The organism is Streptomyces agglomeratus (assembly GCF_001746415.1).
In the GTDB taxonomy this organism is placed as follows: domain Bacteria; phylum Actinomycetota; class Actinomycetes; order Streptomycetales; family Streptomycetaceae; genus Streptomyces; species Streptomyces agglomeratus.
In genome coordinates, this window is the sequence record NZ_MEHJ01000001.1 from 514,875 (window position 1) to 539,400 (window position 24,526).

Below are 24,526 nucleotides of genomic sequence, written 5' to 3' on the forward strand. Positions count from 1 at the left end.
GGCTCGACTCTGTGAAAGGAGCCCGGCCTGGCGCCGCGCTCCTTTTCCCGGGAACCAGCGCCGGGTGAGTCGAGCCGGAGCGGATACGCACCGCCTACCGACTTGCACGTCTCTCGACGGCTTGCTCCTGCCGCTCCGCCATATCGCCACCACTATTGCAAGACGGCGGTACAACGTCGGCACAACCGAGAGCCTATGGAAGTTCTATGAATGACGCAGTAGTCGTCGATATCCAACCATACGAGAACGAGTCGGATGCCGCTCTGGCACTGGCCGGCGACCTGGTAAGACTGCCTGGTGTCCGCCAGCAGCTCCCCGGAGAGCGGCTAAGAATGGCAGACTTCCGTTTGCTGGAGAAGGACGGTGGGGAGGATGCGGCTTTCCAGGCTGTGATCCACGACCCCGACTCCTACCGATCGGTGTTGGTCAATGGGCGGCTTTCCGCGCTGGGCGAGGCGCAAGCACGCTCAGTGCGGTTCCGGCCGCGTCCGAGTGCCGAGGAGTTTGCTCAGGCTGTTGAAGCAGTGAGCGCTCACCCCGAATTGAGTCAGATACTCGCCCGGGATGGTGCTCATCCGTACCGGCCGATGCCACCCCTGGCGGATATTGAGCACGCCGATGGCACGACTGACCGTATCGTCACCGTGGGGTTGCGCGATCCGGGTGGCGAAATGAAACATCGCATCGTTGGCGTGCGGATGCGGGACGGGATCGTGCTTCCTTCGCCCGTCGGAGTTCCAGTACCCGCGTCGTACGAATGCGAGACCACGCCGGGGGTCGACGACTGCCCTGAAGGGGGGCCGGGACACCGTTCGGTCCGGGTGCGGGTCCGCCGCGGTTCCAGCGAGCTGTGGAACTTGGTCGTCAGCCGCCCGGCCCAGTCCTCCGGCACCAACGGCTCCGGAGCGGAGCTGCGGTTCGTGGACTACCGCGGTACTCGTGTGCTCTACCAGGCTCATCTGCCGATCCTCAACGTCCAGTACGGGCCGGACGGCGAAGCTGTCGGGTGCGGCCCTACGTATCGCGACTGGCAGAACCAGGAAGCGTGCTTCACTGCGAGTGGCAGCGAACCGGCCGGGCCTGGTTACCGGTTGTGCAGCACCGCCCCGGCCACAATCCTCGACAATGGAAGCGACAGTGGAAGCTTCCATGGCGTCGCCTTCCATCACGACGGGTCTGAGCTGCGCATTGTCAGCGAGCTCGCGGCCGGATGGTACCGCTACATCAGCGACTGGCGATTCGCGGACGACGGTGTGATCCGTCCCCGCTTCGGCTTCGCCGGCGTGACCAACCCATGTACCTGCCAGGTTCATACTCATCATGCCTATTGGCGGTTGAACTTCGACATCGCCGGGGCAGCTGACGACCGCGTCGACGAGTACAACGATCCCCCCATCGGGGACGGTGCCTGGACACGCCTGCGCTTCGAGACCCGCCGCAACCGCCACTCGCTGCATCGTCGCCAGTGGCGAGTGGTCAACCGCGCAACTGACCAGGGGTATCACATTGTTCCTGGACCGAACGACAGTACTGCTGACGCATACGGGGCCGGTGATCTGTGGGTAGTGCGCCGTCGCGGCGCCGAGATCGATGACGGCCAGGGCTTCACCACCGATCCCGCGTTGTCGAGGGCACGCATCGACGGTTTCGTCGGGGGTGAAGCCGTGGACGGCCGGGACCTCGTTGTCTGGTACGGAGGTCACTTCCACCATGACGAACACGACCACACACCTCGCCCGCACGTAGTCGGCCCTGACCTGTACCCAGTCGGGCTCAGCTGACGCAATGCTGGGACTGACAAGCGCTGGTCACGGCGCTGCTGCGCAGCCTCCATCCCGGCTCGCAGAAACACCGTGGACCACATCGACGCCGGTCGGCGGTCACTCCGCGCGCGCAAGCACGCCAGAAGCTGGCCGAGGAGATCACCCGCCTCCGGCGTCGGCGAGGACAAGCGTCTTAAGCGGCAAAGGCTCGGAGACGAGGTCGACGCTGCGGCCACTGAGGGGGTTGGAGGCCACACTCCTTTCCTCGAGGCGTCGAGGCAGCCGAACTCCGGCAACGCCGCACCACGCCGATCAGGTGCCGGATGACCTACCGGCTCGAACCCGGACCAGTACCTGATCGGCCAACTCCTGCGGGGACAACTCGCCGTCCAGGACCACTGTGCCAATGGGCAGAGCGTCGGCCGCGGTCATGCACGCTTCGATCCTGCCCTTGCACCAGCGCCGGACCCGCTCGTCCTGCTCGGGGTTATCCGGGGTGAAGCTCCGGCCGTCGATCCGCTTCTCCAGGACCTCTCGGGAGACCTTGAGGAAGAAGTGTTGAACGTCGATGCCCGCGTCCTTCAGCGCGCTGAAGATCTCACCGGCATACGCGGGGTCGATCAGGGTCATGGGGACCAGAACAGGGCGGTGGTACTCCTCAACCAGACCCACCGCCAAGCTGGCAACCTCCCGCCGCCACAGTCTGAGATCCTGGAAATCCCCGGTCGGCACCTCCACGATCTCCCGCAAGACATAGCCGATCATCTCCGGGTCATAGACGAGCGCCTCGGGCCAGGCAGACGCAACTCGTCCACCAGCGTGGTCTTTCCGCTGCCGAACGCACCGTTCACCCAGACGATCAACGTGATTCTCCCAGCCCAGTTGCCGTGCCCACGCGCGGGCCCAGCCTGTCGGATCAGCATGCCGCGCGGCTTGGGTGACGCCAAATTCCTCCATCGACGACGACGCGCCTCACAGCCTGGTCGCCCTGATGACCGGAGCCGAGCAGCATTCGTGGCACCCGATCCGGCTGGACCGCACTTCGGCATCCGCCTGAGCTGCGCCGGCCAGTAGGCCCTCCCCCGCCTACAGAGTGCGCCCTTCGGTCCTGCCTGCGCTCCTCAACCGCCACCAGGCGGCCGCGCACCGCCGTGCGGAAGGAGCCGAACGTGCGAGCGCACGTGCAGAGTCTGTACCGGGTCGGACTGCATCACCGGGAGACGCCTTCGACTACTCCAGCCGTACTTCGGTATTTGGGCTGGTCAGCGGTCTGACGGCGGGGAGTTTAGCCGGGGCGTCGCAGGCGGGTGAGGGCTTTCGCCATCTGGTGCCGGCGAACAGGTAGCCGCGCCGCGCGTAGTGGCAGGTCCGGGCACGGGCCTGGTGGCGTCGCCTCCACCGTGACCAGTTCACAGCGTGATCGCAGTGGTCCCGGGGTGGAGGGCCAGTTGCCAGGAGACGGCGGATCTCGGCCGGTGTGAGGTCCACGAGGTCGGGTGTGTCATCGTCCCGGCCCCTTTTCACGTTCCAGAGCGGCCATGGCGGCGAGGAAGGCGTGGGCGAGCATGGCGAGAGTGATGTGCCGGTACCAACTGGTGTGGCGGCGGACCTCGTACTCGTCGAGGCCGCATTCGTTCTTGGCGCTCTGGAAGCACTCCTCGATCCTCCAGCGGCATCCGGCGATCCGGGCAAGGTCGGTGAGGGTGGCATCGAGCGGGGCGCTGGCCAGGAAGTAGGCGATCTCGGAGGGGTTGGAGATGCTGCGGCGGGCGAGCATCCACCGTCGCCGGGTGGGCTCGTCGCCGTCGCGTTCCCAGACGACGGGCAGGAGGGCGCCTGCCCAGTCGTAGACACGTTCGCCTTTCGCTCCGGGGCCGGCGGACAGGCGTTGCCAGGCTTCCGGCGGTGTTTCCCGGCGGAAGCGGTCCTCGATGCGAGGTCCGTGGACCTGTTGAGACTTGGGCACCGCCACGACGTAGTGCAGTTGGAGGTCTTCGATGAAGCGGCGGAAGCGGCCGTCCTGTCCGTAGGCGGCGTCTGCGGTGACCCAGCTGAAGCGGAGCGGGGAGTCGTGGGCCCGGCGGATCATGTCGCGGGCGAGGTCTCCCTTGGTGGCGAAGACGCGATGCTCCGGAACGTGGGCGGCCCGGCAGCGGTCCCGGTCGTCGGTCCAGGACTTGGGCTGGTAGAGCTCGCGGTCGACCAGCGCGTGCCCCCGGCCGGTGGCGTAGGCGGCAAACACTCCGATCTGGCAGTTCTCGGTGCGGCCTGGGTGCCGGAATATTGGCGCTGCACGCCTGCCGAGGTCTCGCCCTTCTTGACGAAACCGGTGTCGTCGAGGATCAACACTCCATCGTCCGCACCGAGTTGGTCGGCAACGTACTGCTGGAGGTCGTCACGGACGGAGTCGGCGTTCCAGCGGCTCCTTGCCAGGAGATGCTGTAATCCGTCCGGCGTCGCGTGACCTGCGTATTCGGCCAGCTGCCAGCCGTTCTTGCGGCCCACCGGGCCGAGCAGGCCACGCACGTAGTCCCGCATCCGCCGCCGGGGCTCGACGCGGGCGAAGCGGGCGCCGACCCGCAAGAAGAGTTCTTCGAGTTCCCGATCCCATACGCCTGCCGGAGCCTCATCGATCACGCTGAAGAACTACTCGGACACGCCCACAGACATGCGGCAAGGCCCTCCTTCGAAGGAAATGCCGGCGAAAGCCCTCACCCGCCTGCGACGCCCCGGCTACACTCCCCGCCGTCAGACCGCTGACCAGCCCAAATACCGAAGTACGGCTGGAGTACTAGTACTCCAGCCGGACTTCTTCATTAGCGCTGGTCAACGGCTTGGGCGTGGAGAGTGTAGCGGGCTGGAATGGGGGTGGGGCGGTCTTTGCCTGGCCGTCCCACGAACGTGTGGCCGCGCTGTTTGTAGTGGCAGTGGCGGGCGCGTGCTTGGTGGCGGCGACGCCAGTGGGACCACGTCATCGCGTGGTCGCGGTCCTGAGCACGGTGGCGGGGTCCAACTGCCAGCAGACGTCGAATCTCAGCCGGTGTGAGGTCCACGAGGTCGGGTGTGTCCCGCTCAGTGCCCCCTTTTCTCGTTCCTGGCTGGCCAGGACGGCGAGGAAAGCATGCGCGAGCATGGCAAGTGTGATGTGCCGGTACCACCCTACGTAGCGGCGGACTTCGTACTGGTCCAGGCCGCATTCGTTCTTCGCGCTCTGGAAGCATTCCTCGACCTTCCAGCGACAGCCGGCGATGCGTACGAGGTCGGCGACGGTGGCTTCCAGGGGTGCGCTGGCGAGGTAGTAGGCGATCTCGTCGGGCTTGGCGATGCTGCGGCGGGCCAGCATCCAGCGTTGCCGGGTGAGTTCGTCGCCGTCGAACTCCCACACGGCCGGCAGGCGGGCTGCGGCCCAGTCGTAGAAACGCTCGCCCTTCGCGCCGCTTCCTGCGGACAGCCGCTGCCAGGCTTCGGGCGGGGCCTGGCCGATGAGGTGGTCGATGCGCGGGCCGTGGACCTGCTGGGACTTCGGGACGGCCACGACGTAGGAAACCTGATGGTCTTCGAGGAAGCGGCGGAAGTGGGAGTCCTGGCCGTAGGCGGAGTCCGCGGTGACCCAACCGATGGGCAGGGGTGAGGCGAGGGCCCGCAGGATTATGGCCCTCGCCAGTTCGCCCTTGGTGGCGAAGACACGATCGTCGGGGACACGGGCGGCCCGACAGCGTTCGCGGTCGTCGGTCCAGGACCTGGGCAGGTAGAGCTCGCGGTCGACCAGAGTGTGGCCGCGGGAGGTGGCGTAGGCGGCGAAGACGCCGATCTGGCAGTTCTCGGTGCGGCCAGGGGCCCGTATTTCAATAAGTGCTCGGCAGAGGGGTGTTGGTGGGAGTCTGAGATATGACCCCGTGTCTGTCAGGCCGCGTTGCAGCTCGTGCTCTGCGAGCCAAGTTCGATCAGATCCTGCCGCACTTCGATGAGCGCCGCCGTCGGTTGTACCTGGCCAGTGAGGCGACGGCCCTCGGCCGCGGCGGGATCGTCCGGGTCGCCGCCGCCTCCGGCACCAGCACTGCAACCATCGCGCGAGGCATGGCCGAGTTGGCCGGTTGCTCCTCACCGACCCTGCGGGTCCGGGCTCCAGGTGCGGGCCGCAAGCGGCTGACAGATGCCGACCCTGGTCTGCTGCCCGCGCTGGAGTCGTTGATCGAGCCGCACACCCGAGGCGACCCCGTCTCCCCGTTGCGGTGGACCACGCTGTCGTTACGGGCCCTGGCCTCGACCCTCACCACACAGGGCCATCCGGTCAGCGCTTCAACCGTCGGACACCTGCTGCACACCCTGGGCTACAGTCTGCAGGGAACCGCGAAGACAACAGAGGGCATCAGCCATCCGGACCGCGATGCCCAGTTCTCCCACCTGAATGCCACCGCCGCCGCGTTCCTCAACGATGCCCAGCCGGTGATCAGCGTCGACACCAAGGCCAAGGAATGGCTCGGCAACCGGGACCCTGGCGGCCGGGCAAGAACGCGATCAAGGTGGACTGCCACACGTTCACCACCAACGACCAGCCCATGGCGATCCCCTACGGGATCTACGACATTGCCAACAACAGCGGATGGGTCAACGTCGGTACCGACCACGACACCGCCCAGTTCGCGGTGGAGTCCATCCGACGCTGGTGGCAGCACCGCGGACGGGCAGACCACCCGAATGCCGGCAGGTTCCTGATCACCGCCGACTCCGGCGGCTCCAACGACCCCCGCCGCTGGACCTGGAAAAGCAACCTTGCCACCTTCGCACGAGAGAGCGGACTGGAGATCACGGTCTGTCACCTACCGCCGGGGACTTCGAAGTGGAACAAGATAGAGCACCGGATGTTCTGTCACATCACCGCGAACTGGCGGGGGCGGCCGCTGACCAGCTACCAGGTCGTCCTCGAGACCATCGCCGCCACAACAACCAAGACCGGCCTGACCATCGAGGCCGAACTGGACACAGGCAGCTACGACCTCGGCATCAGCATCACACCCGCCGAGTTCCACGCCCTTCCGATCACACCCAACACCTTCCACGGTGACTGGAACTACACACTGTCTCCCGTTCCACCGCGACCGCCAGACGCGTCGGCAACGACACACCGGACCGACCCGGCCCTGACCGCGATGCTCACCGATCCGGCCCTGACCGGCATGTCACGAACCGCCTTCGAGTACTTGGTGGCGGTCTCGGAGCCTTTCTGGGACGCCTTGGCCGAGGCAGCATTCCAGCGACGCTTCCACCGCCCGCGCAGCTACCGCCACCCACAGACCAGCAGCGTGGACCACACCCACCGGCTCCTGGCAGCCATCCTCCGCCGCCGCAGAGCGATGACCATGACGTTCCTGGCCCAACTACTGGGCGTCAACCGCACCAACCTGTCCATCCAGTACCAGGACGCAAAACGGCTCCTGGACCTGCACCGGATCCTCGTCACGCCGATACCCGGATCGCCCGCCCGCACATTGGAACAGCTACACGCCCGAACCGCACCCGCGGAAACCCGTCCCTGACAGTTATTGAAATACGGGCCCCAGCTGTGCCGGAGTACTGGCGCTGGACACCGGCGGAGGTGGTGCCCTTCTTCACGAAGCCGGTGTCGTCGATGATCAGCACGCTGTTGTCCGCGCCGAGGTGCTCGGCGACGTAGGCGTGCAGGTCATCGCGGACCTCGTCGGCCTCCCAGCGGCTCCGGGACAGGAGGTGCTGCAGCCCGTCGGGGGTGGCGTGGCCAACGTATTCGGCGAGCTGCCAGCCGTTCTTGCGGCCCACAGGGCCAAGGAGCCCACGGACGTAGTCCCGCATCCGGCGCCGGGGCTCCACTCGGGCGAAACGGCCCCGATTCGCAAGAGCAGTTCGCCAAGTCCCTCTTCCCACAAGCTCGTTGGTGCATCGTTCATGCGGGCGGACTGCCCGGAACGTTGCCCCTACAAGCACCGCGGCCACACGTTCGTGGGACGGCCAGGCAAAGACCGCCCCACCCCCATTCCAGCCCGCTACACTCTCCACGCCCAAGCCGTTGACCAGCGCTAATGAAGAAGTCCGGCTGGAGTACTAGGGCGCGTATCGAGTCGTGATCATCGGGTGGTCCTGGTGAGGTCCTTGATCCAGATCATCGAGGCGCGCAGGTGGAGACCGGCGAGGTAGCTGTCGGGAGTCTTGATGCCCCTATGGATGTCAAGCAGCGACTCCGGCGGGTCCTGTCTGGTCAGCCGGCCGATTCGCTGGGACGAGGTGTCGGTAGATCTCTCGTGCGACGTAGCGCTTGAGGCAGCGGATGATCTCGCGTCGCGTCTTGCCCTCGGTCAGACGTCGTTGCAGGTAGTCGCGAGTCCGGTCGTCCCAGCGTAGACGGCTGAGGACGATCCGGTAGAGGGCGGCGTTCGCTTGACGGTCGCCGCCACGGTTCAGTCTGCGGCGCTGTGTCTTTCCAGAGGAAGCCTCGACCGGGCTGGTGCCGCATAAGGCCGCGAAGGATGCCTCGCTGACCAGTCGCTCAGGGTTGTCGCCGGCTGAGATGAGCAGGGCAGCGGCGCTGTCCGGGCCAACGCCACAAACTTCCAGCAGGCCCGGCGTGCTGGCTTCGACGGCCTCGGCTATCTGCTTGTTGAGATCGTCGATCTCCTCGGTCAGGTGCCGAATACGGCGGGCCAACAGCCTCAAGGTGTGACGGGCGGCCCCGGCCGGCCCGCTCGCGTCCTGGGGGTCGAGGTCAGCGCACCGCCTGAACAGGTGCGGGTTACTCAGCCCGGCCAGCGACTCGCGCAGGGCGGAGTCAGCTGAGACCAGGACGCTCTTGAGCTGGTTGATCGCCTGGGTTCTGGACTTGATCGCGGACCCCTTCGCCAGCTTGAACAGCCGGAGCATCTCGACTGGTCCGTCGCCGGTCTTCACCGCGGCGGTGGCGCGTCCCGTCAGCACGGCGCGGGCTGCGGCCTCGGCGTCGATGGCGTCGGTCTTGCCGTGACGGCGTCGGACGGCCTTGTCAGGCTGGTTCACCTCGGTCACCTCGATGCCCTCGGCTCGCAGGTGACGGGTCAGGGCGGCTCCGTAAGAGCCGGTGCACTCCACGCCGGCCCGCCGCAGCACGCCGAATGATCGGGCCCAGTGGAGGAGTTGTCGATAGCCGTCGGCGGTCGCGGGGAAGCTGCGGCCGTCCAGGGCGGCACCGAGCATGGTGATGACGGCTGCGGCGTGGACGTCCTTGTGAGTGTCCACGGCGAGCAGGACGTCCTCCGCGTCCGTCGGGACGTGACATGGGACGGTGGACTGCGTGATGCTGGTCAAGGTCGCCTGCCTCCTGATCGCCTCGGGAACCGGTGGCCGTCGCCGGACCGGGGGCGGTCAAGACTGTGACGGTGCCTGTCGCGAAGGCCCCTAATCCGTAGTGAAGGTGGTTCCAGAGGGCCGCATTTGGGCTCTGGACTGCCTGGTGACGGACGCCTGCAAGGCCCCGGGCCCCTGAGGCCTCCCGATAGAGCGGCGCTGTCACGGTGGTGGGTTTCACGGGGCATGCGGACGCCGGGCAGACGTCTGGGAATCTCCCCGGCCGTAAGGCCTCACGAGAGAGCGGCGCGGTTTCCGGCGTCTCCACGTCCCGTGAAACCCACCACCGCATGTCGTTCGTTGTCGTCGTGGCGCGAGCCCGCCGCAGGGCGACCTCCTGTCCACCTCCGCGAGCCGCGAGCTCTGGCGCAGGCAGAGGCCCCTGGGGTGCGCTGGTGTCCGCGAACGGCTACCGAGATGGCGGACCGATCGAGTCCTGGGATTAGGACGCCGCGTGACCCGCATGAGCTCATGACCTGGGAAAACAACTCGATGATGGGAGAACGTGTGACTGTGTTCTGCGGAATCGACTGGGCAGAGAGGCATCACGACATCGCGCTGGTCGACGAGTCCGGCGAGCTATTGGCCAAGCGGCGGATCAGCGATGACGCTGCGGGCTACCGGATGCTGCTGGAGCTCCTGGCCGAGCATGGTGACAGCCCCGAGTCGCCAATACCGGTGGCCATCGAGACCAGTCGAGGCCTGCTCGTGGCAGCCCTTCGGACCGGCAGCCGCAAGGTCTTCTCGATCAACCCGCTCGCCGCCTCCCGCTATCGCGACCGCCACGGTGTGTCCCGCAAGAAGTCCGACCCGGGCGACGCCCTCGTGCTGGCGAACATCCTCCGCACCGACATGGCCGTGCACCGGCCGCTGCCTGCGGACTCCGAGCAAGCTCAGGCCATCGCCGTGCTGGCCCGGGCTCAGCAGGACGCCGTCTGGAATCGCCAGCAGATCGGCAACCAGATCCGCTCCCTGCTGCGCGAGTACTACCCCGCCGCTTTGGATGCCTTCCTGGCCAAGCAGGGCGGGCTGGCCCGCGAGGAGGCGCGCGTCATCCTCGCCAAGGCACCCACGCCGGCGGAGGGCTCGCGGCTGTCTCTGAGCCAGTTGCGCTCCGCCCTCAGGCGCGCCGGCCGCGTCCGCGGCGTTGAGGAGGAGGCTGACCGCCTGCGCGGTGTCCTGCGGGCCGAGTATGCTCGCCAACCCGCGGTTGTCGAGAACGCCTTCGGCAGGCAACTCCTCGCTCTGCTGAAGCAGTTCGAGGCAGCCTGCCAAGCCAGTGACGACCTCGCAGAAGCAGTGGATGCCCACTTTCGCGCGCATCCCGACGCCGAGATACTCCTGAGCTTCCCGGGCCTCGGCGTCCAGCTCGCGGCACGTGTTCTCGCCGAGACCGGCGACGACCGCAACCGCTTCGCCGACGCCCGCGGCCTGAAGGCATACGCCGGCTCCGCACCAATCACCCGCGCCTCCGGCAAGAAGCACTACGTCGGGCGCCGCATGGTCAAGAACAACCGACTCCACCACGCCGGCTACCTATGGGCCTTCTCCTCCCTGCGCTCATCGCCTGGAGCACAGGCCCACTACCGCCACCGGCGCGACCTCGGCGACTGGCACGCACAAGCTCAGCGGCACCTGTTCAACCGCCTGCTCGGACAGCTGTTCCACTGCCTCCAGAAGCGCGTTCTCTTCGACGAAGAACGTGCCTTCGCTCCGCCGTCGCGCTCATCATTGGCAGCTGCTGCTTGACTTCTTCGGATCCGAGATGTCTATCGGGACACGCCCCCTGCCCGGCGGCAGCGAGTATCGCCCCGAGCAGTGGCCGACAGATCAAGCCCAAGGCACCAGTGCCAGTTGTATCGCGAGTCAGGCCACCGCCCGGAGCGGCACCTGAACATCCTCACAGTCGTATCGGGTGGCGATGCCTCGCCATGCTTTGAGCTTGTTGATCAGGCGTTCGACGGTGTTCCGCTCCTTGTAGAGATCGGCGTCGTGGCTGACGGGTCGGCCACCTCTGGAGCCCTTGTTCTTCCGGTTGGCGGCCTGGTCCTTCTTCTCCGGGATGACCGCCTTGATACGGCGTTTGCGCAGGTGGGCGCGGTTTCCGCGGGACGAGTACGCCTTGTCCCCGGCGACCGCGTCCGGCCGGATGCGGGGTCGGCCGACGGGCCCGCGTACCCGTACCTTCTTCAGGACGGGGAGCCACATGGATCAGGTGCCGTCACTCAAGACGAGCCACACCCATCGACGATTGCCCTCTCGTTCGTGACGGTGTGAGCGGGGATCCCCACGGCTCAAGCGCTACCGCGTCGACCAGAGCGAGTGCGCGATAGCGGGCGCCATGCAACAGATGCGCCCGCAGTGAGACGGACCCGCCGAACTCGTGCGCGACCGAGAGGAGTTCCTCCACTCCCCGGTGCGCCAGGAGTTCGGCGAAGACACTGCCCTGCGCAGCCAGGGGAGACATCCTGGCCGGCGGACATCTCCGATGCCCCGGTAACCGGGCATGTCCCACACGCACACCTGGCGCCTGCGGGCGAGCGAGCGGGCGACAGCACTCCAGACATACGAGGAGAAAGGCGTGGCGTGCAGCAGCACGACAGGATCCTGGGCGGGCCGTCCGAGGCTTTCCCGGCGGACCTCGCCCGGCGTGCCGCGGAATGTCTCGGCCGGCTAATCACTCACAGATGCTGTTCCTCGCAGCTGTGCTTGTGATTCATACCTATCCTGGGCGATCCGCGCGCTGTCCGGACACGGCCCTCAGCCGGCTGGACTACGCAATCCGCGAAAGGGGTGCGCAATGGACACGTCGGCCGAATCGCCACACGGTGGCACCGCACGGCCTCTTCGGACGCAAGGAACGTGGCGGTGTCCCGCAGAGCTTTGGGAAGTGCTGCCCTGCGGGGCGTGGTTGCGTTCAGACCGTCAGGCGAGACCCGGCGCGAGGAGTTCAGCGGCTCTGCGAACGAGCGCCCCGTCTGCTGCCGCATCGGCCTCGTGCTTGGTTGTGAGGACGGAGACGATGATCGGTGACCCCTTCGGGGTCCAGACGACGCCGACGTCGTTGGTGGTGCCGTAGCTGCCGGAGCCGGTCTTGTCCGCGACGGTCCAGCCCTTGAAGCCAGCACGGAACTTCTCGTCGCTGGTGGTATTTGCCAGCAGCCAGCCGGTCAGCCGCTTGCGGTCTGCCGGGGCGAGCGCGTTGCCGAGGACGAGCCGCGCGTAGGTCCGTCCGATGGCGCGGGGGGTGGTGGTGTCGGTGATCCGGCCCGGCTCCGCGGAGTTCAGCTCCGGCTCCCACCGGTCGAGCCGGGTCGTGCCGTCTCCGATCGAGCGACAGAAGCGGGTGACGGCGGTGGGTCCTCGCAGCTCGTTGAGCAGCAGGTTGGCAGCGGCGTTGTCGCTGTAGGAAATGGCGGCGCCGCAGAGTTCCTCGACGGTCATGCCGTTGGTGACGTTCTGCTTCTGGCCAGTGATCTTGTCGTAGCCGGAGGCTTTGGCGTACTCGGCGGTGTAGTGGATGCGCTTGGCGAGAAACGTGCCGTCGTGGTCAAGGTCCCGCAGTACCGCCGCGACGGCGATCGTCTTGAACGTCGAGCACATAGGGAAGCGCTCGTGGGCCCCGTGGGCGACGGTCTTGCCTGTGACCATGTTGCGGGCGTACACCCCAAGCCGCGCTGAGTGTTCACGCTCCAGATCGCGCAGACGACGGGAGATCCGGTCTCCTGCGGGCGTCAACGCGTGAGCCGTCCCGTTGGACGTGGCGGCTGCCAGCGCTGTACCGGCGCCGAACGTAAGCACAGAGCGGCGAGATGGCTGTGCACCTGTACTCTTCAAGATCATATTCTCCTTGTGTTGCGCGGCGTGACGTGCACGGCCTGGTCACCACCCAGTAATACGCCGCTATGGCACGATTGGTTCCACTTCCCCACTGTCGGGCATCATTTATGGACCACTCGCCCGGACGGAACAGCTCTCAGCCCGCAGCGTCCTCGGCCCCGGCCACTACACCATCCGCGCCTGGAGACCGTGGCCGCCACTGCGATGCTGCCGACGGCCAGTTGCCTCAATCCGGGCCTGCCTGGACAGAGGCCGGCGCTTCGATCAGGGGGGCGACAGTGCCCCTCGAGGCGAGATGGCATCCTGAGATCAATGAAGATTGCGACAGCTCAGTTCACGTGTGCCCCTGTTGATATTTCAGCCAACGTGCGACAGATGGCTGACCTCGCGGCCGCGGCGCGCGGGCAGGGGGCCGAGCTTGTGGTGTTCCCTGAGCTGGCCTTGACCGGGTACGAGCTCGAAGCCCTGCTTGCCCGCCGTGATCTTTGGGTGCAGGCGGACGACCCACGCCTGGACTCGGTCCGGTCGTCCGGTGTCGCCAGCGTCGTCAACTGTGCTACAGACACCGGCGGGGAGCGGCCTGCCGTGGAGACGCTGGTCTTCGCGCCCGACGGCGAACTGATCACCTCGTACCGCAAGCAACACCTGTTCAAGCATGAGCAGGACGTCTTCGTAGCAGGGCGGCACGACGGCCGATTTGAGTTCGGAGGGCTGCGTTTCGCTCTTGCCACATGCTTCGACAACCACTTCTCCGAGTTGGTATCCCGTGGAGCCGCCGACGGGTGCCAGGTACATCTGGCCAGCTCGCTGTACGGCACGGGTGGCGGGGCGGAAGAGCTGGCGGCGGTGTATCCGGGCATCGCCAAGGACTGCAACATGCACGTCGTCGTGGCCAACCATGTCGGCCCGGCCGGCGCCTGGACCGGTTGCGGCCGCTCCGCGCTGTGGGCCCCGGGCGGTGCCTTGCTCGCCCAAGCCGACGCCGAGACGCCCATGGTCGTCATCGCCGAGGTCGGCTGGAGCACAGCCTGGATCAGCAGCTGAGCCAGACCAGAAGCACCGCAGCGGTGACGGCCCCCCACAGAGGGGCATCGACGCCGACTCGTACCAGGGCTCACCACGCTTCAGCCGGTGTGCAGGTGTTCACCCGGACCACGGTGGTGAAACCGCCAACATCCCCGGCGAGCACCTGGAGAGGCTCAGGCCCGACACAGCAGCGCCTTCCTCACCGCCGCGGAGCGCTCAGCACCCCAGCCGGCCGGACACCGCCATGACTCTCTGTTCTCGAAGTCCAGGGAAGGGACGCCCACGGCCAAGGATTGTCCCGTAGTTGATCTCGCGCGTGAGTGTGGTTGGTCAGGACTGGATCGTGGGCACCACCGTTGGCTCCGCCGCCAGGGTCGAGTAGTGCTCGTGGGCTGTGCGGTTGGAACACTTCGTTTCCAAGGGCCCGCAAACGCGCCGGAGTTGCGGGCAATTTCACCTGGGGAGACGAGGGGCAGAGTCTCGCTGGTATGGTGCGCCGATGTCAACGATCAAGCACTTCCAAGTCACCTTTGACTGCGCGGAGCCTGAGCGCCTCGCTCGTTTCTGGTGCGAGGTGTTGGGGTATGTCGTACCGCCGCCACCGGAGGGCTTTGCCACGTGGGACGACTTCAAGCGTTCGCAGCTTCCTGAGGAGCGGGATTCATGGTTCGCCTGCATGGATCCCTCAGGTGTGGGCCCACGACTGTACTTTCAGCGCGTCCCCGAAGGAAAGGCCGCCAAGAACCGGCTGCATCTTGATGTGCGGGTCGGCACCGGACTCGTGGGCGAAGAGCGCCTCGCCGCACTTGAGGCCGAATGTGCACGACTGCTGCCGCTCGGCGCGGTACACGTGCGAACGCTGTATGACGGCAATGATTCGTGCATTCCGATGCTGGACATCGAGGGCAACGAGTTCTGTATCGACTGAGCATTCTCCGAGCCGGAGAGGTGGGGAGCCGCTTCCCTTGGATCTCTCCGGTCTCGTACGGGACGGGCGTTGTCCCGTGCGGGCGAGGTGGTGCATCCGCCCCGGGCACCCTCGGCGTGGACGCCCGCCCGGTCCCGGCAGATGATCTCCATATGGACGCGGGCGCCGCTGACGCGGATTCATTCTGCCGCGTCGAATCCTTCCGTGATTTCTGTCCTGGAGGTTCAGTCATGCACTTAAATTCCATTCCCCCCACCGCCGTCCGCCGGAAGATCAGAGGCTTGTGTACGGCCCTGGTGGTCGGCGTCCTCGGTTCGACCGCCGCGCTGGTGGCACCGCTGACCTCACACGCTGCCGAGAGCACGCTCGGCCGCGCGGCGGCGCAGAGCGGCCGCTACTTCGGGACAGCCATCGCCTCGGGCCGGCTCAACGACTCGACGTACACGACGATCGCGGGCCGCCAGTTCAACTCGGTGACGGCCGAGAACGAGATGAAGATCGACGCCACCGAACCCCAGCAGGGCCAGTTCAACTTCACCGCGGGTGACCGCGTATACAACTGGGCGGTGCAGAACGGCAAGCAGGTGCGCGGCCACACCCTGGCCTGGCACTCCCAGCAGCCCGGCTGGATGCAGAACCTCAGCGGCGGCGCGTTGCGCCAGGCGATGACCAACCACATCAACGGCGTGATGGGCCACTACAAGGGCAAGATCACCCAGTGGGACGTCGTGAACGAGGCCTTCGCCGACGGCACCTCGGGAGCCCGGCGCGACTCCAACCTGCAGCGCTCCGGCAACGACTGGATCGAGGTCGCCTTCCGTACCGCGCGTGCCGCCGATCCGGCCGCCAAGCTCTGCTACAACGACTACAACGTCGAGAACTGGACCTGGGCCAAGACCCAGGCCATGTACGCCATGGTCCGAGACTTCAAGCAGCGCGGCGTGCCGATCGACTGCGTCGGCTTCCAGGCGCACTTCAACAGCGGCAGCCCCTACAACAGCAACTTCCGCACCACGCTTCAGAGCTTCGCCGCGCTCGGCGTCGATGTGGCCGTCACCGAACTCGACATCCAGGGCGCCTCGGCCACGACCTACGCCGACGTGACCAGCGACTGCCTGGCCGTCCCGCGCTGCCTCGGCATCACCGTCTGGGGTGTACGCGACACCGACTCCTGGCGACCGGAGCACTCGCCGCTGCTGTTCAACGGCGACGGCAGCAAGAAGGCCGCCTACACCTCTGTCCTCAACGCACTCAACGCCGCCTCGCCTACCCCCTCGCCCGGTTCTGGACAGATCAAGGGCGTCGGTTCAGGACGCTGCCTGGACGTGCCCGGCGCCAGTACCACCGACGGCACCCAGGTCAACCTGTGGGACTGCAACAACCGCACAAACCAGCAGTGGACCTACACCGCCGCAGGCGAGCTCAGGGTCTACGGCAACAAATGCCTGGACGCCGTCGGCACCGGCAACGGCACCAAAGTCCAGATCTACAGCTGCTGGGGCGGCGACAACCAGAAGTGGCGCCTCAACGGCGACGGATCCATCGTCGGCGTCCAGTCCGGCCTCTGCCTCGACGCCGCCGCCAACGGCACTTCCAACGGCACCCTGATCCAGCTCTACTCCTGCTCGAACGGCAGCAACCAACGCTGGACCCGCACCTGACCTGACACGGCGAGCCGGTGCCCGCCGAGGCGGCGACGACGGCCACCAAACCTGGTACATCCTGGTCAATCTGCACCGCGGCAAGGGGCTGGACGTCCATTCGCCCGTCGGCGAGACCGCAACCCCCTGCGTGTACCGCCATGGACGGCCGCCCCTCGCCAATGCCCAGCCGGATCACCCAGTCCGGAAGCGGCGGAGGAGGACGGCGAGCAGCGAGCTCGGCCTGGCGCTGTTCCTCGGCACGGAGCCGGCGCCCGGTCCGGTCGAGCTGCTGGAACTGAACACGCTCCAGCGGCACGATCCCGTCGTACGACCACTCGGGCCCCGACGCCTCGCACCAGGCGTCGTAGCCGGCGCGCGCACGGTGGGGTCCTCCGAGATGCGGGCGGCGACCACGCAGCCCGCCGGCCCCGCTCCCACGATGACGTACGAGTACTCAGTCCTTGCCTGGTTGCTGCCCATCACGTCTCCCTGGGAGCGTGGGGCGGCGCGGTCAGCGTGGACCCACGATCGGCATGCCGCACACGCCGCCCCGCAGGGATCAACGTCCGATCAACACCCCGTTCCTCGCCCCCGGGTCCGTACCACCTGGACGGACGTATGTGGCGTGAAGGTTCAGCCTCTCTGTGGTCGGCTGAGGAAGTCGTCCGCCGTGGCCCGAGAAGCCGACCCAGAAGGAGCACAAACCGCATGACGATGATCACCGACCCAACGGCCTTCGACGGCCAGGCTCCGTCGTCACAGGAAGTCGAACTCGAAGACTTGACCATGCGGCAGCAGGTGGCGGAGCTACAGGAAAAGTCCGCAGCCGCGGAGCTCGAAGGCGGTGAGCAGGCTGTAGAGCTCCAGGCAAGAGTGGCACAGCTGGAGGCGCACGCCGCGCTGAGGGCCACGACGCATCCGGTGAAGCGTCTGGTGCGCGGCCGCTACCGCAGCGCCAGCGCCGGAACCCAGCTGGAACTGCGTGTCGACGTGGACGGCCTCCGGCCGACCATGCGCGTGAGCGGCGACTTCTTCCAGAACAGCGGAGCCACCTCCAGCTATACCGGGTCCTTCGTCGTCGAGGCCCCGACGATCAGGCAGGCACCCGGCATCGTGAAGCTCGAAGGGCAGGGGAGGTTCAGCTCCCCCACCAGCTCCCGGCACGTGCGGGTGACCATTCCCCGCGGGACGGGAGTTCCACCCACGCCGGGCATCGCCACTGTGGAATTTTCGGCAGGGCCGGGAACAGCGCCTACCGCAACCCACCTCTGTTCGTTCGTCTCACCGCACTTCCGCAGTGTCCAGCTCGAGCAGGACTCGGTCGCGGGGACCGTCCCGTTCATCTCCTACGACACCGGCTCCCTGCCTCAGCCGGTGACGAGCCCCCCGCGCACCCTCACCGTGCCGAAGGCGTTCGCGGAGGCGGGCATCGAGATGCAGGTGGCGGGCGCTCCCAACATCGTCCCCTTCCAGGAGGCCGGCCCCGACGCGAAGTGGGACGAGTCCGAGCTGCACAACGCGATGGTCAACCACTTCAGCCTCTGGAAGGACGCCCCCCTGTGGCGGGTGTGGACGCTGGTGGCCACTGCTTTCGTGGACAGCCGCGTCCGAGGGATCATGTTCGATGGGGCCGGAGCCTTCCAGCGGCAAGGCTGCGCGGTGTTCCACGACAAGATCAAGGGAACCGACCCGGCCAGTCAGCGGGCGCAGCTGCGCACCTACGTCCATGAACTGGGCCACGCCTTCAACCTGTACCACTCCTGGCTGAAGGACCAAGTCAGTCCTCCGCAACCGCTGGGACCCAACGGCGGTATGGGCGACCTGTCGTGGATGAACTACGCGCAGGGGTACAAGCCTCTGCCTCCGGCACCGGGCGGAGAGGCCGCTTACTGGGCGGCCTTCCCCTTCCAGTTCACCGACAATGAGCTGGTCCACCTCAGGCACGGCTTCTACCGCGATGTGGTCATGGGCGGGAACCGCTTCGGCGTCGGCGCCTCCGAAACCGAAGCCGACCTGTTCGGCGATCCCGTGGTGAACAACTCCGGCCTCGCCCTGGAGCTTCGCTCGCCCAGCGCCTTCCGGTTCGGGCAGCCTGTCGTCGTCGAGCTCAAACTGTCCACCACGGACCTGAACGGACGGAGCACGCACGGGTACCTGAACCCCGAGGAGGGCTTCGTCACCATCGCCATCTGCACCCCCTCCGGCGTTGTCAAGACCTACCGGCCGCCGATGACTCGCTGTGTGGACGACGCCGAACAGGTCCGGCTCGACAGCGAGCGGCCGGCGATCTACAAGAGCACGTACATCGGCTACGGAAAGGACGGCCTGTACTTCCAGCAGCCCGGCCGGTACCAGCTGCGGGCGCAGTACGTCGCCTCCGACGGCTCCCGCGTGCTCTCGCAGATCCACCACCTGACGGTCCGTTCGCCCCTCACCGACGAGGACGAGAACGTGGCCGAACTGATGATGGGCGACGACCAGGGCATGCTCTTCCACCTCCTCGGCTCCCACAGCGAAACCCTGTCCTCGGGACGGGACGCGCTGGACGAAATGCTCGACCGGTACGCCGACCACCCGCTGGCCGTGTACCCGCACCTGGTCAAGGGAGCCAACGCCTCCCGGGACTTCAAGTACCTGCCCGCGACCGGGAAACCGTTCGTCATGGCAGCCGCGTACCAGGAGAGCATCGATCAACTGAACAAGGTCGTGACCGCCTCGGTGGAGAACCACGGCGTCGACAACATCACCCTTGGCTGGGTGATGAAGCGCCGAGCCCGAATGGAGGCAAGGGCGGGCCGCGTCGAGCAGGCCCGGCAAACCGCGGACGACATGGTGTCCATCCTCAGCGAGAGGACGCACAACCCGTCGGTCCGGCGGGACATCAAGTCTCAGGCGCAGCGCCTCAGGGACACGCTGCCAGGTGAGCGCGGATAGCGAACAGCCCGGCCGGCTCCGCCCCCTCGGGTAAGCCTTGCTCCGTGACAGGCTTGCGGTGATCACGGAGTGCCATGGCCCTCCCGGCCAATCGATCCAGGAAGGCAGTCCGTACGCAGGCTGGTGTACTCATCGCCTCCAGCCTCCCCTGATACGGTCGATCGGCCGGGAGTGGCGAGAGAACAGGGCGCGCCGAATAGCGTGCTGAGGAAGCGGACCGGTTACAGGTCGAGGACGGCCCAGAGGCGCCGGCCGTCTTCGCCGGTTCCTCTCGGCGCGGGGCAGCGCGGCTGCCTCGTCGCCCCTGGAACCGTTGCAGATTCCGAGCTGCACTGGACGGGGCTCCATGTGATCTACCCCTTCCCGCATCAGCCCGGAGCATCTCATCTCGGCGAGCTCGTCATCCCCCTTGGAACGAGCAGACGCTTCTCAGTCGGCAATTCCTGCGTTGATGTCTGTTCTTGCCGTCGTTGACGCCACCGACTGATATCAGAGTTGCCCTGCTTCGTTCTTGTACAGCAGGATCAGACAATGTCCCGATCAGAAGGCCCGCACACTGCTGACCCGTGCCCTCGGTGCCTCGTCGAAGCGGTCCGTCCGGGTGTCCCGATGACCGTTGAGGGACGCGAAGTAGTCGGCTACCTCTGCGAGCAATGCGCACATGCGTGGAACCGGCCGGTCGAGGGCGATCTGGAGGTCTACGACATCGTCAGGGTTGACCTCCCCAGCACCACGCTCTACGGCACGGTTTGGCAGGTGGAAGAAGACCGTGCCCAGGTGCGCGGTTCGGGTGGTCAGTGGCTGCTTTGGGCCGAGCGCTGGCGACTTATCCTCTACTGACTGGGTTCGGCCGGGCTGCGCAACGCCAGCCGTCCCTCTGCGTCCGTGGTGTGCGGCCGCGGTTCGCGGGCCGTCAGCAGCAGCCGCCTTCCTCCGCGCCCGCGACCGCGACCGCTTCCAGACGGCAGAAGCAGGACGCGCTGATCGGTACGTCCGCCACGGCGGATGCCAGCTTCAGTTGCTGGGCCACGATCTGCGCCTCCGCGCTCTTGCCCAGGCGCAGGAGACACTCGTGGTATCCGTGCAGTGCCCATACGTTGCCGGGGTGCTGTGAAGGACGCGGCAGCGTGTCGTCGAGGCCCAGGTCGGCCCGGTAGACGGCCTCCGCCTCTTCCACGCGTCCCTGTTCGAGCAGCAGGGCGCCGTAGGCGTGCCGCGTGGGCTGCATCCACCCCCACGGCTCGTCGTAGGGAAGGTTGTCGTCGAGTGTGATCGATCGTTCCAGTGCGGCGAAGGCGGCGTCGTGGTTCCCCTTGCGGTACTCCAGTTCGCCGTCGAGCATCTCCGACGCGATCGCGAGGATGTCGACGCAGGTGTTGTTGAACAGCGTGCGTGAGTCGGGTACGCGGGAGACGGCCTCACGGAACAGTTCCCGTTCGCTCTGCGCCTCGGGAATCCGGCCGGTCGCCGAGAAGGCGACGCCGCGGGCGTAGTGAAGCATCGCCGTCGTCACGCAGTACAGCTGCCGGTCAGCGGGCAGCGGCAGGTTCAGGATGTCGGACCAGCGGCCGAAGCGGATGAGCACGTGCACCCGCATGGCGAGGAAACCCTCCAGCCAGTCGGCCATGGGCGGACTTTGCACCCTCAGCAGTTCCTCCGGGATGGAGGCCTCGAGCTGTGCGGCCGTCTCCAGGGCGGTCTCCGACTGGCCGAGGAACATCGCACCGTAGATCTTGAAGTGGTAGTTGTGCGAGCGATACAGCGTGTAGAAGTTCATCGCGCCGGCCCGCGCGTAGTACTTCTCGTCGGCGGCGATCGCGATGGTGTTGTCCGACACCACACGCCGGTAATCCCCGCAGAGCACCTCCAGGTGGCTGGGCATGTGTTGCAGATGCCCGGCGTCGGGTACGAGGCCACGGAGCCGGTCCGCGACGGGCAGGGCGGCCTCGGGGGTCGGGGACATCTCCATGAGGTGGACGTACATGTGCAGAAGGCCGGGGTGCGCCTTCCCCCGCCTGGTGCCGATCGCCCGCTCGAGGACCGCCTTGGCCTCCAGCGTGCGGGAGCCTTCCGCCGGCATCCCGGTCCGCAGGTCCCACAGCTGCCAGGGCGTGAGGTTCATCTGCGCGTCGGCATGGAGAGTGACGACATCGAGATCGTCGGGAGCGAGTGCGTACACGGCGCGCATGCTGTCGGCGTAGGGCTCGTTCCACACCGAACAGTCCTCGGCCGCCTCCGCCTGCGGATACCGGTACCGCAACGCCCGGATCAGGGCCTGCTCGACCGGAGTGGCGCCGGCCGCCTTCTCGTGCGCGCGTTCGACGGCCGCGTTGGCACGCTCGACGGTTCGGGCCAGCTCCTCGCCGTCGAAGAACTCCCAGGGCTTGTTGTAGTTCGGACCGAGGGCGTAGGCGATGCCCCAGTAGGCCATCGCACAGTCCGGATCCGCCGCGGCGGCGGCTTCGAAACAGGAGACGGCCTCCTCGTGGTGGAAGCCGTACGACCAGAGCAGCCCGCGGTCGAACCACATCTGGGCGGCCGGGGACGACGTCGTCACGGGGCGGCTGTGGGTGCCGAGGTCGTAGTAGTCCATCCTTCTCTCCTCAAGAAACGGCCCGGTCTGCAAAATGGCGCGTACGAGCTGTACGGCCCGGCCGGACATGTGGACGCGCCGCGATCGACACGCACTGTCCCAACGAGATCAAGCCCTCCGGGGACACCTCAGGCCGAGGGCACAACCCGTCTCGCCCGGCCAGGAAACGCACGCGCCGGGCCACAGGCGGCCACTCGGACCGGGAAATGTCCGGCCCTCGCGATGATCCCACCGCACCGACGGCACCCCGGTCAACGCCGCCGTTGACCGGCCCGCTGATCGTCAGAGTGAGTTCGAAACCCGCTGTGCCCGCCTCAACATCGGCTGGCTGCCGGTCGACGACCCACGTGTTCCGGCCAGTGCGGCCTTCAGCACCCCGGCGGCCGCCGCCCCGCCCTGCACCGTGAAACGGCGCTGCGATGCCCGCCGCCTGCTCGCGCTGCCTCCCGGGGGAGGTCCGCCCGGGTCCCAGGTCCTGGGTGGCTGGATGGGTGGGACCGGGGTCCTCGTGCCCTCGGGCGATGTGCCGTACAGGGGCAGGTTCATAGCCTCGCGTCATGCGATCACACGAAGCAGTCGAGGCGCCGGATGCCGCCGGCCCGGTGCGCCCCCGCCTCTTGTTGGTTCACCTCTCGCTGTGTCCCGGGGCGGGGCCTCTTGATCCGCCTGCGCCGATCACCGCCACGCACATGTGCTGAACCGCCGCCGCAGGACGGCCTCGACACCGCCCTCGCCCTCGCCCTCAACGACGTCCCTGGTTGCGAACCGAAGTCGGCTTGTGCGCCACCGACCGTACCCACCAGTTTCAAGGAGACTTGTGACCACTCTCAGCCCCGCCGCGAGGCGCGCCTGCATGAGCCTCGCCCTCGCCACCTGCTTCACCGCTTCCCCCGCCATGGCCGCAGCCTCCGAAGCCCCCGCCAAGGACGGCTCCGCTACCGGGCTCGACCGGTACTACCAGCAGCACCTCGGCTGGGGCAGCTGCGTCAAGGGCCCCGCCGACACGACGGGCGGCGATCTCGACAGGGCCGGTGTGCGGTGCGCGGACGTGACCGTGCCGCTGGACTACACCGACCCCCTGGGGCGCACGATCACCGTGTCGATATCCCGGCTCAAGGCCACCGACACCCGCCACCGTATCGGCTCGATCCTGCTCAACAACGGCGGCCCCGGCGGCCCCTCCGTCGAATCCCCGCCCGGCGTCCGCAAAGCGATGAAGGACGTCGGCGCGCGCTACGACATCATCGGCTTCGACCCACGCTTCGTCGGCCGCAGCACCCCACTGGACTGCGGCTGGCCCGTCGGCACGTCCTGGTTGTCGGCCGGAACCAGCCGGGCGGGCTTCGACCGCCAGGTCGTCCTCCAAAAGAGCCTGGCCGACAAGTGCCGCGCCGCCGACTCCTCGGTGCTCCCGCACATCAGCACGCGAAACACGGCCCGTGACATGGACGTCATCCGCGGCGCGCTCGGCGAGCGGAAGGTTTCCTATCTGGGCTACTCGTACGGCACCTACTTGGGCACGGTCTACACGCAGATGTTCCCCGGCCGCTACGACCGGGTGGTGCTTGACGGGGCGATCTCGCCGAACCGGTACGGCCCCCAACTGCTGAAAGGCTCCGAGCGCGAGAACGAGAAGGCGCTCTCCGACTGGGCCGCCTGGGCGGCGGAGCGCCACGACGCCTACGGCCTCGGCCGCACCCGCGCCGAGGTGCTCGCCACCGTCGACCGCGTTGTCGCGGCGTCGGCGCGCGGCCCGCTGACCGTCGGCGCCGGCGCCGATGTCTTCCGGATCGACGACAGCCAGGTGCCGGTCCTCCTCTTCTCGAGCGTCGGTGACGACACCGACCCGACGCGCGCGTTCCTCGGCGAGCAGTTGTCCGTACTGAACATGGCGGCACAAGGCGCGGCGCCGACCACGCTTTCGCCGAACTTCGCCGCGACGCTCCGATACCTGCTGCACGGCGGGGACGAGCCCTCGGGCGTGCAGCACGCGATCATCTGCGGGGACGTGGCCGCCCCTCGCGATCCCCGGCGCTACTGGCGGGACATCGAGCGCAACCGGGCCGCGCACCCGCTGTTCGGCCCGCTGACCAGCAATATCGGCCCGTGCGCCTTCTGGGACCGGCCGCGCGAGGAGCCCACCCAGGTGCGGCGCGACGGCCGGGTGCTGATCGTGGCCGCCACCGGCGACCCGCGCACCACGTACAAGGGCAGCCTCGAACTGCACAAGCTGCTGCCGAGCTCCAGGCTGGTCACCCTTGAAGGCGCCAACCGACACGCCCTCTTCGGGCGCTACGGCAACACCTGCGTGGACGACGAGGTCAACCGGTACCTGGCTACCGGCAAACTGCCGACGAAGGATCAGACCTGCGTCAAGCAGGCCGGCTAGCGGAGCGGACCAGCCAGCCAGCCAGCCAGCCAGCCAGCCAGCCAGCCAGAAACGATCCCC

At 67.3% G+C, this 24,526-nt stretch carries 11 protein-coding genes and 7 pseudogenes; 9 read left to right on the forward strand and 9 right to left on the reverse strand.

The genetic code is table 11. The features are described from left to right. Window positions 1-206 precede the first annotated feature (206 nt). Window positions 207-1,781 (forward strand): hypothetical protein, encoded by a 1,575-nt coding sequence (locus AS594_RS42740; RefSeq protein ID WP_107357999.1) that lies wholly within the window; start codon window positions 207-209, stop codon window positions 1,779-1,781. Window positions 1,782-2,075: 294 nt separating this feature from the next. On the opposite strand, the pseudogene AS594_RS02020 reads toward AS594_RS42740, so the two are convergent. The 3 pseudogenes from AS594_RS02020 to AS594_RS02030 form a co-directional block, all read right to left on the reverse strand. Then, window positions 2,076-2,626 (reverse strand): annotated as a pseudogene (locus AS594_RS02020) (P-loop nucleotide/nucleoside kinase family protein). A gap of 546 nt (window positions 2,627-3,172) precedes the next feature. Then, window positions 3,173-4,400 (reverse strand): annotated as a pseudogene (locus tag AS594_RS02025) (IS701 family transposase). 334 nt (window positions 4,401-4,734) lie between these two features. Next, window positions 4,735-5,595: pseudogene (locus AS594_RS02030) on the reverse strand (IS701 family transposase); the annotation flags it as partial. A gap of 56 nt (window positions 5,596-5,651) precedes the next feature. On the opposite strand from AS594_RS02030, the pseudogene AS594_RS02035 reads away from it, so the two are divergent. After that, window positions 5,652-7,300: pseudogene (locus AS594_RS02035) on the forward strand (ISAzo13 family transposase). A gap of 19 nt (window positions 7,301-7,319) precedes the next feature. On the opposite strand, the pseudogene AS594_RS45895 reads toward AS594_RS02035, so the two are convergent. Then, a pseudogene (locus AS594_RS45895) lies at window positions 7,320-7,687 on the reverse strand (transposase); the annotation flags it as partial. 277 nt (window positions 7,688-7,964) lie between these two features. After that, window positions 7,965-9,074, reverse strand: a complete 1,110-nt coding sequence (locus AS594_RS02040; protein WP_079148343.1) for an IS110 family RNA-guided transposase — start codon at window positions 9,072-9,074, stop codon at window positions 7,965-7,967. Between the two features lie 531 nt (window positions 9,075-9,605). Between AS594_RS02040 and AS594_RS02045 the strand changes: the two genes are divergently transcribed. After that, window positions 9,606-10,862: an IS110 family RNA-guided transposase gene (locus AS594_RS02045; protein ID WP_069934011.1), complete on the forward strand. Its 1,257-nt coding sequence runs from the start codon at window positions 9,606-9,608 to the stop codon at window positions 10,860-10,862. A 156-nt stretch (window positions 10,863-11,018) separates the two neighbouring features. On the opposite strand, the pseudogene AS594_RS02050 reads toward AS594_RS02045, so the two are convergent. The 3 genes and pseudogenes from AS594_RS02050 to bla all read right to left on the reverse strand — a co-directional run. After that, window positions 11,019-11,318, reverse strand: a pseudogene (locus AS594_RS02050) (transposase); the annotation flags it as partial. 73 nt (window positions 11,319-11,391) lie between these two features. Then, window positions 11,392-11,711 (reverse strand): annotated as a pseudogene (locus tag AS594_RS45900) (alpha/beta fold hydrolase); the annotation flags it as partial. A gap of 327 nt (window positions 11,712-12,038) precedes the next feature. Next, window positions 12,039-12,956 carry a class A beta-lactamase gene (gene bla, locus AS594_RS02055; RefSeq protein ID WP_069933576.1) on the reverse strand — a complete coding sequence of 306 codons (918 nt, stop codon included), beginning with the start codon at window positions 12,954-12,956 and terminating at the stop codon, window positions 12,039-12,041. Between the two features lie 309 nt (window positions 12,957-13,265). On the opposite strand from bla, the gene AS594_RS02060 reads away from it, so the two are divergent. The 5 genes from AS594_RS02060 to AS594_RS02080 all read left to right on the forward strand — a co-directional run bounded on the left by AS594_RS02060 (window position 13,266) and on the right by AS594_RS02080 (window position 20,324). After that, entirely contained in the window at window positions 13,266-13,997 is a 732-nt protein-coding gene (locus tag AS594_RS02060) for a carbon-nitrogen hydrolase family protein (protein ID WP_069933575.1), read from the forward strand. Window positions 13,998-14,478: 481 nt separating this feature from the next. Then, complete coding sequence (locus tag AS594_RS02065; RefSeq protein ID WP_069933574.1) at window positions 14,479-14,907, forward strand: VOC family protein; 429 nt, start codon at window positions 14,479-14,481, stop codon at window positions 14,905-14,907. Window positions 14,908-15,137: 230 nt separating this feature from the next. Next, complete coding sequence (locus AS594_RS02070; RefSeq protein ID WP_069934930.1) at window positions 15,138-16,568, forward strand: endo-1,4-beta-xylanase; 1,431 nt, start codon at window positions 15,138-15,140, stop codon at window positions 16,566-16,568. Window positions 16,569-17,258: 690 nt separating this feature from the next. After that, window positions 17,259-19,484 carry a hypothetical protein gene (locus tag AS594_RS02075; protein ID WP_069925375.1) on the forward strand — a complete coding sequence of 742 codons (2,226 nt, stop codon included), beginning with the start codon at window positions 17,259-17,261 and terminating at the stop codon, window positions 19,482-19,484. A 609-nt stretch (window positions 19,485-20,093) separates the two neighbouring features. Next, entirely contained in the window at window positions 20,094-20,324 is a 231-nt protein-coding gene (locus AS594_RS02080) for a hypothetical protein (RefSeq protein ID WP_069925376.1), read from the forward strand. Between the two features lie 73 nt (window positions 20,325-20,397). Here the strand turns inward: AS594_RS02080 and AS594_RS02085 are convergent, their stop codons facing one another. Further along, window positions 20,398-22,077, reverse strand: a complete 1,680-nt coding sequence (locus AS594_RS02085) for a tetratricopeptide repeat protein (protein WP_069925377.1) — start codon at window positions 22,075-22,077, stop codon at window positions 20,398-20,400. Between the two features lie 853 nt (window positions 22,078-22,930). On the opposite strand from AS594_RS02085, the gene AS594_RS02090 reads away from it, so the two are divergent. Beyond that, window positions 22,931-24,466 carry an alpha/beta hydrolase gene (locus AS594_RS02090; protein WP_176742757.1) on the forward strand — a complete coding sequence of 512 codons (1,536 nt, stop codon included), beginning with the start codon at window positions 22,931-22,933 and terminating at the stop codon, window positions 24,464-24,466. The last annotated feature ends 60 nt before the right edge of the window (window positions 24,467-24,526 follow it).

Bases quoted from the DNA above. Each gene is read 5' to 3' on its own strand.
- AS594_RS42740 (WP_107357999.1), top strand. From the start codon at position 207: ATGAATGACGCAGTAGTCGTCGATATCCAACCATACGAGAACGAGTCG.
- AS594_RS02045 (WP_069934011.1), top strand. From the start codon at position 9,606: ATGATGGGAGAACGTGTGACTGTGTTCTGCGGAATCGACTGGGCAGAG.
- bla (WP_069933576.1), bottom strand. From the start codon at position 12,956: ATGATCTTGAAGAGTACAGGTGCACAGCCATCTCGCCGCTCTGTGCTT.
- AS594_RS02060 (WP_069933575.1), top strand. From the start codon at position 13,266: ATGAAGATTGCGACAGCTCAGTTCACGTGTGCCCCTGTTGATATTTCA.
- AS594_RS02065 (WP_069933574.1), top strand. From the start codon at position 14,479: ATGTCAACGATCAAGCACTTCCAAGTCACCTTTGACTGCGCGGAGCCT.
- AS594_RS02070 (WP_069934930.1), top strand. From the start codon at position 15,138: ATGCACTTAAATTCCATTCCCCCCACCGCCGTCCGCCGGAAGATCAGA.
- AS594_RS02075 (WP_069925375.1), top strand. From the start codon at position 17,259: ATGACGATGATCACCGACCCAACGGCCTTCGACGGCCAGGCTCCGTCG.
- AS594_RS02080 (WP_069925376.1), top strand. From the start codon at position 20,094: ATGACCGTTGAGGGACGCGAAGTAGTCGGCTACCTCTGCGAGCAATGC.
- AS594_RS02085 (WP_069925377.1), bottom strand. From the start codon at position 22,077: ATGGACTACTACGACCTCGGCACCCACAGCCGCCCCGTGACGACGTCG.
- AS594_RS02090 (WP_176742757.1), top strand. From the start codon at position 22,931: ATGAGCCTCGCCCTCGCCACCTGCTTCACCGCTTCCCCCGCCATGGCC.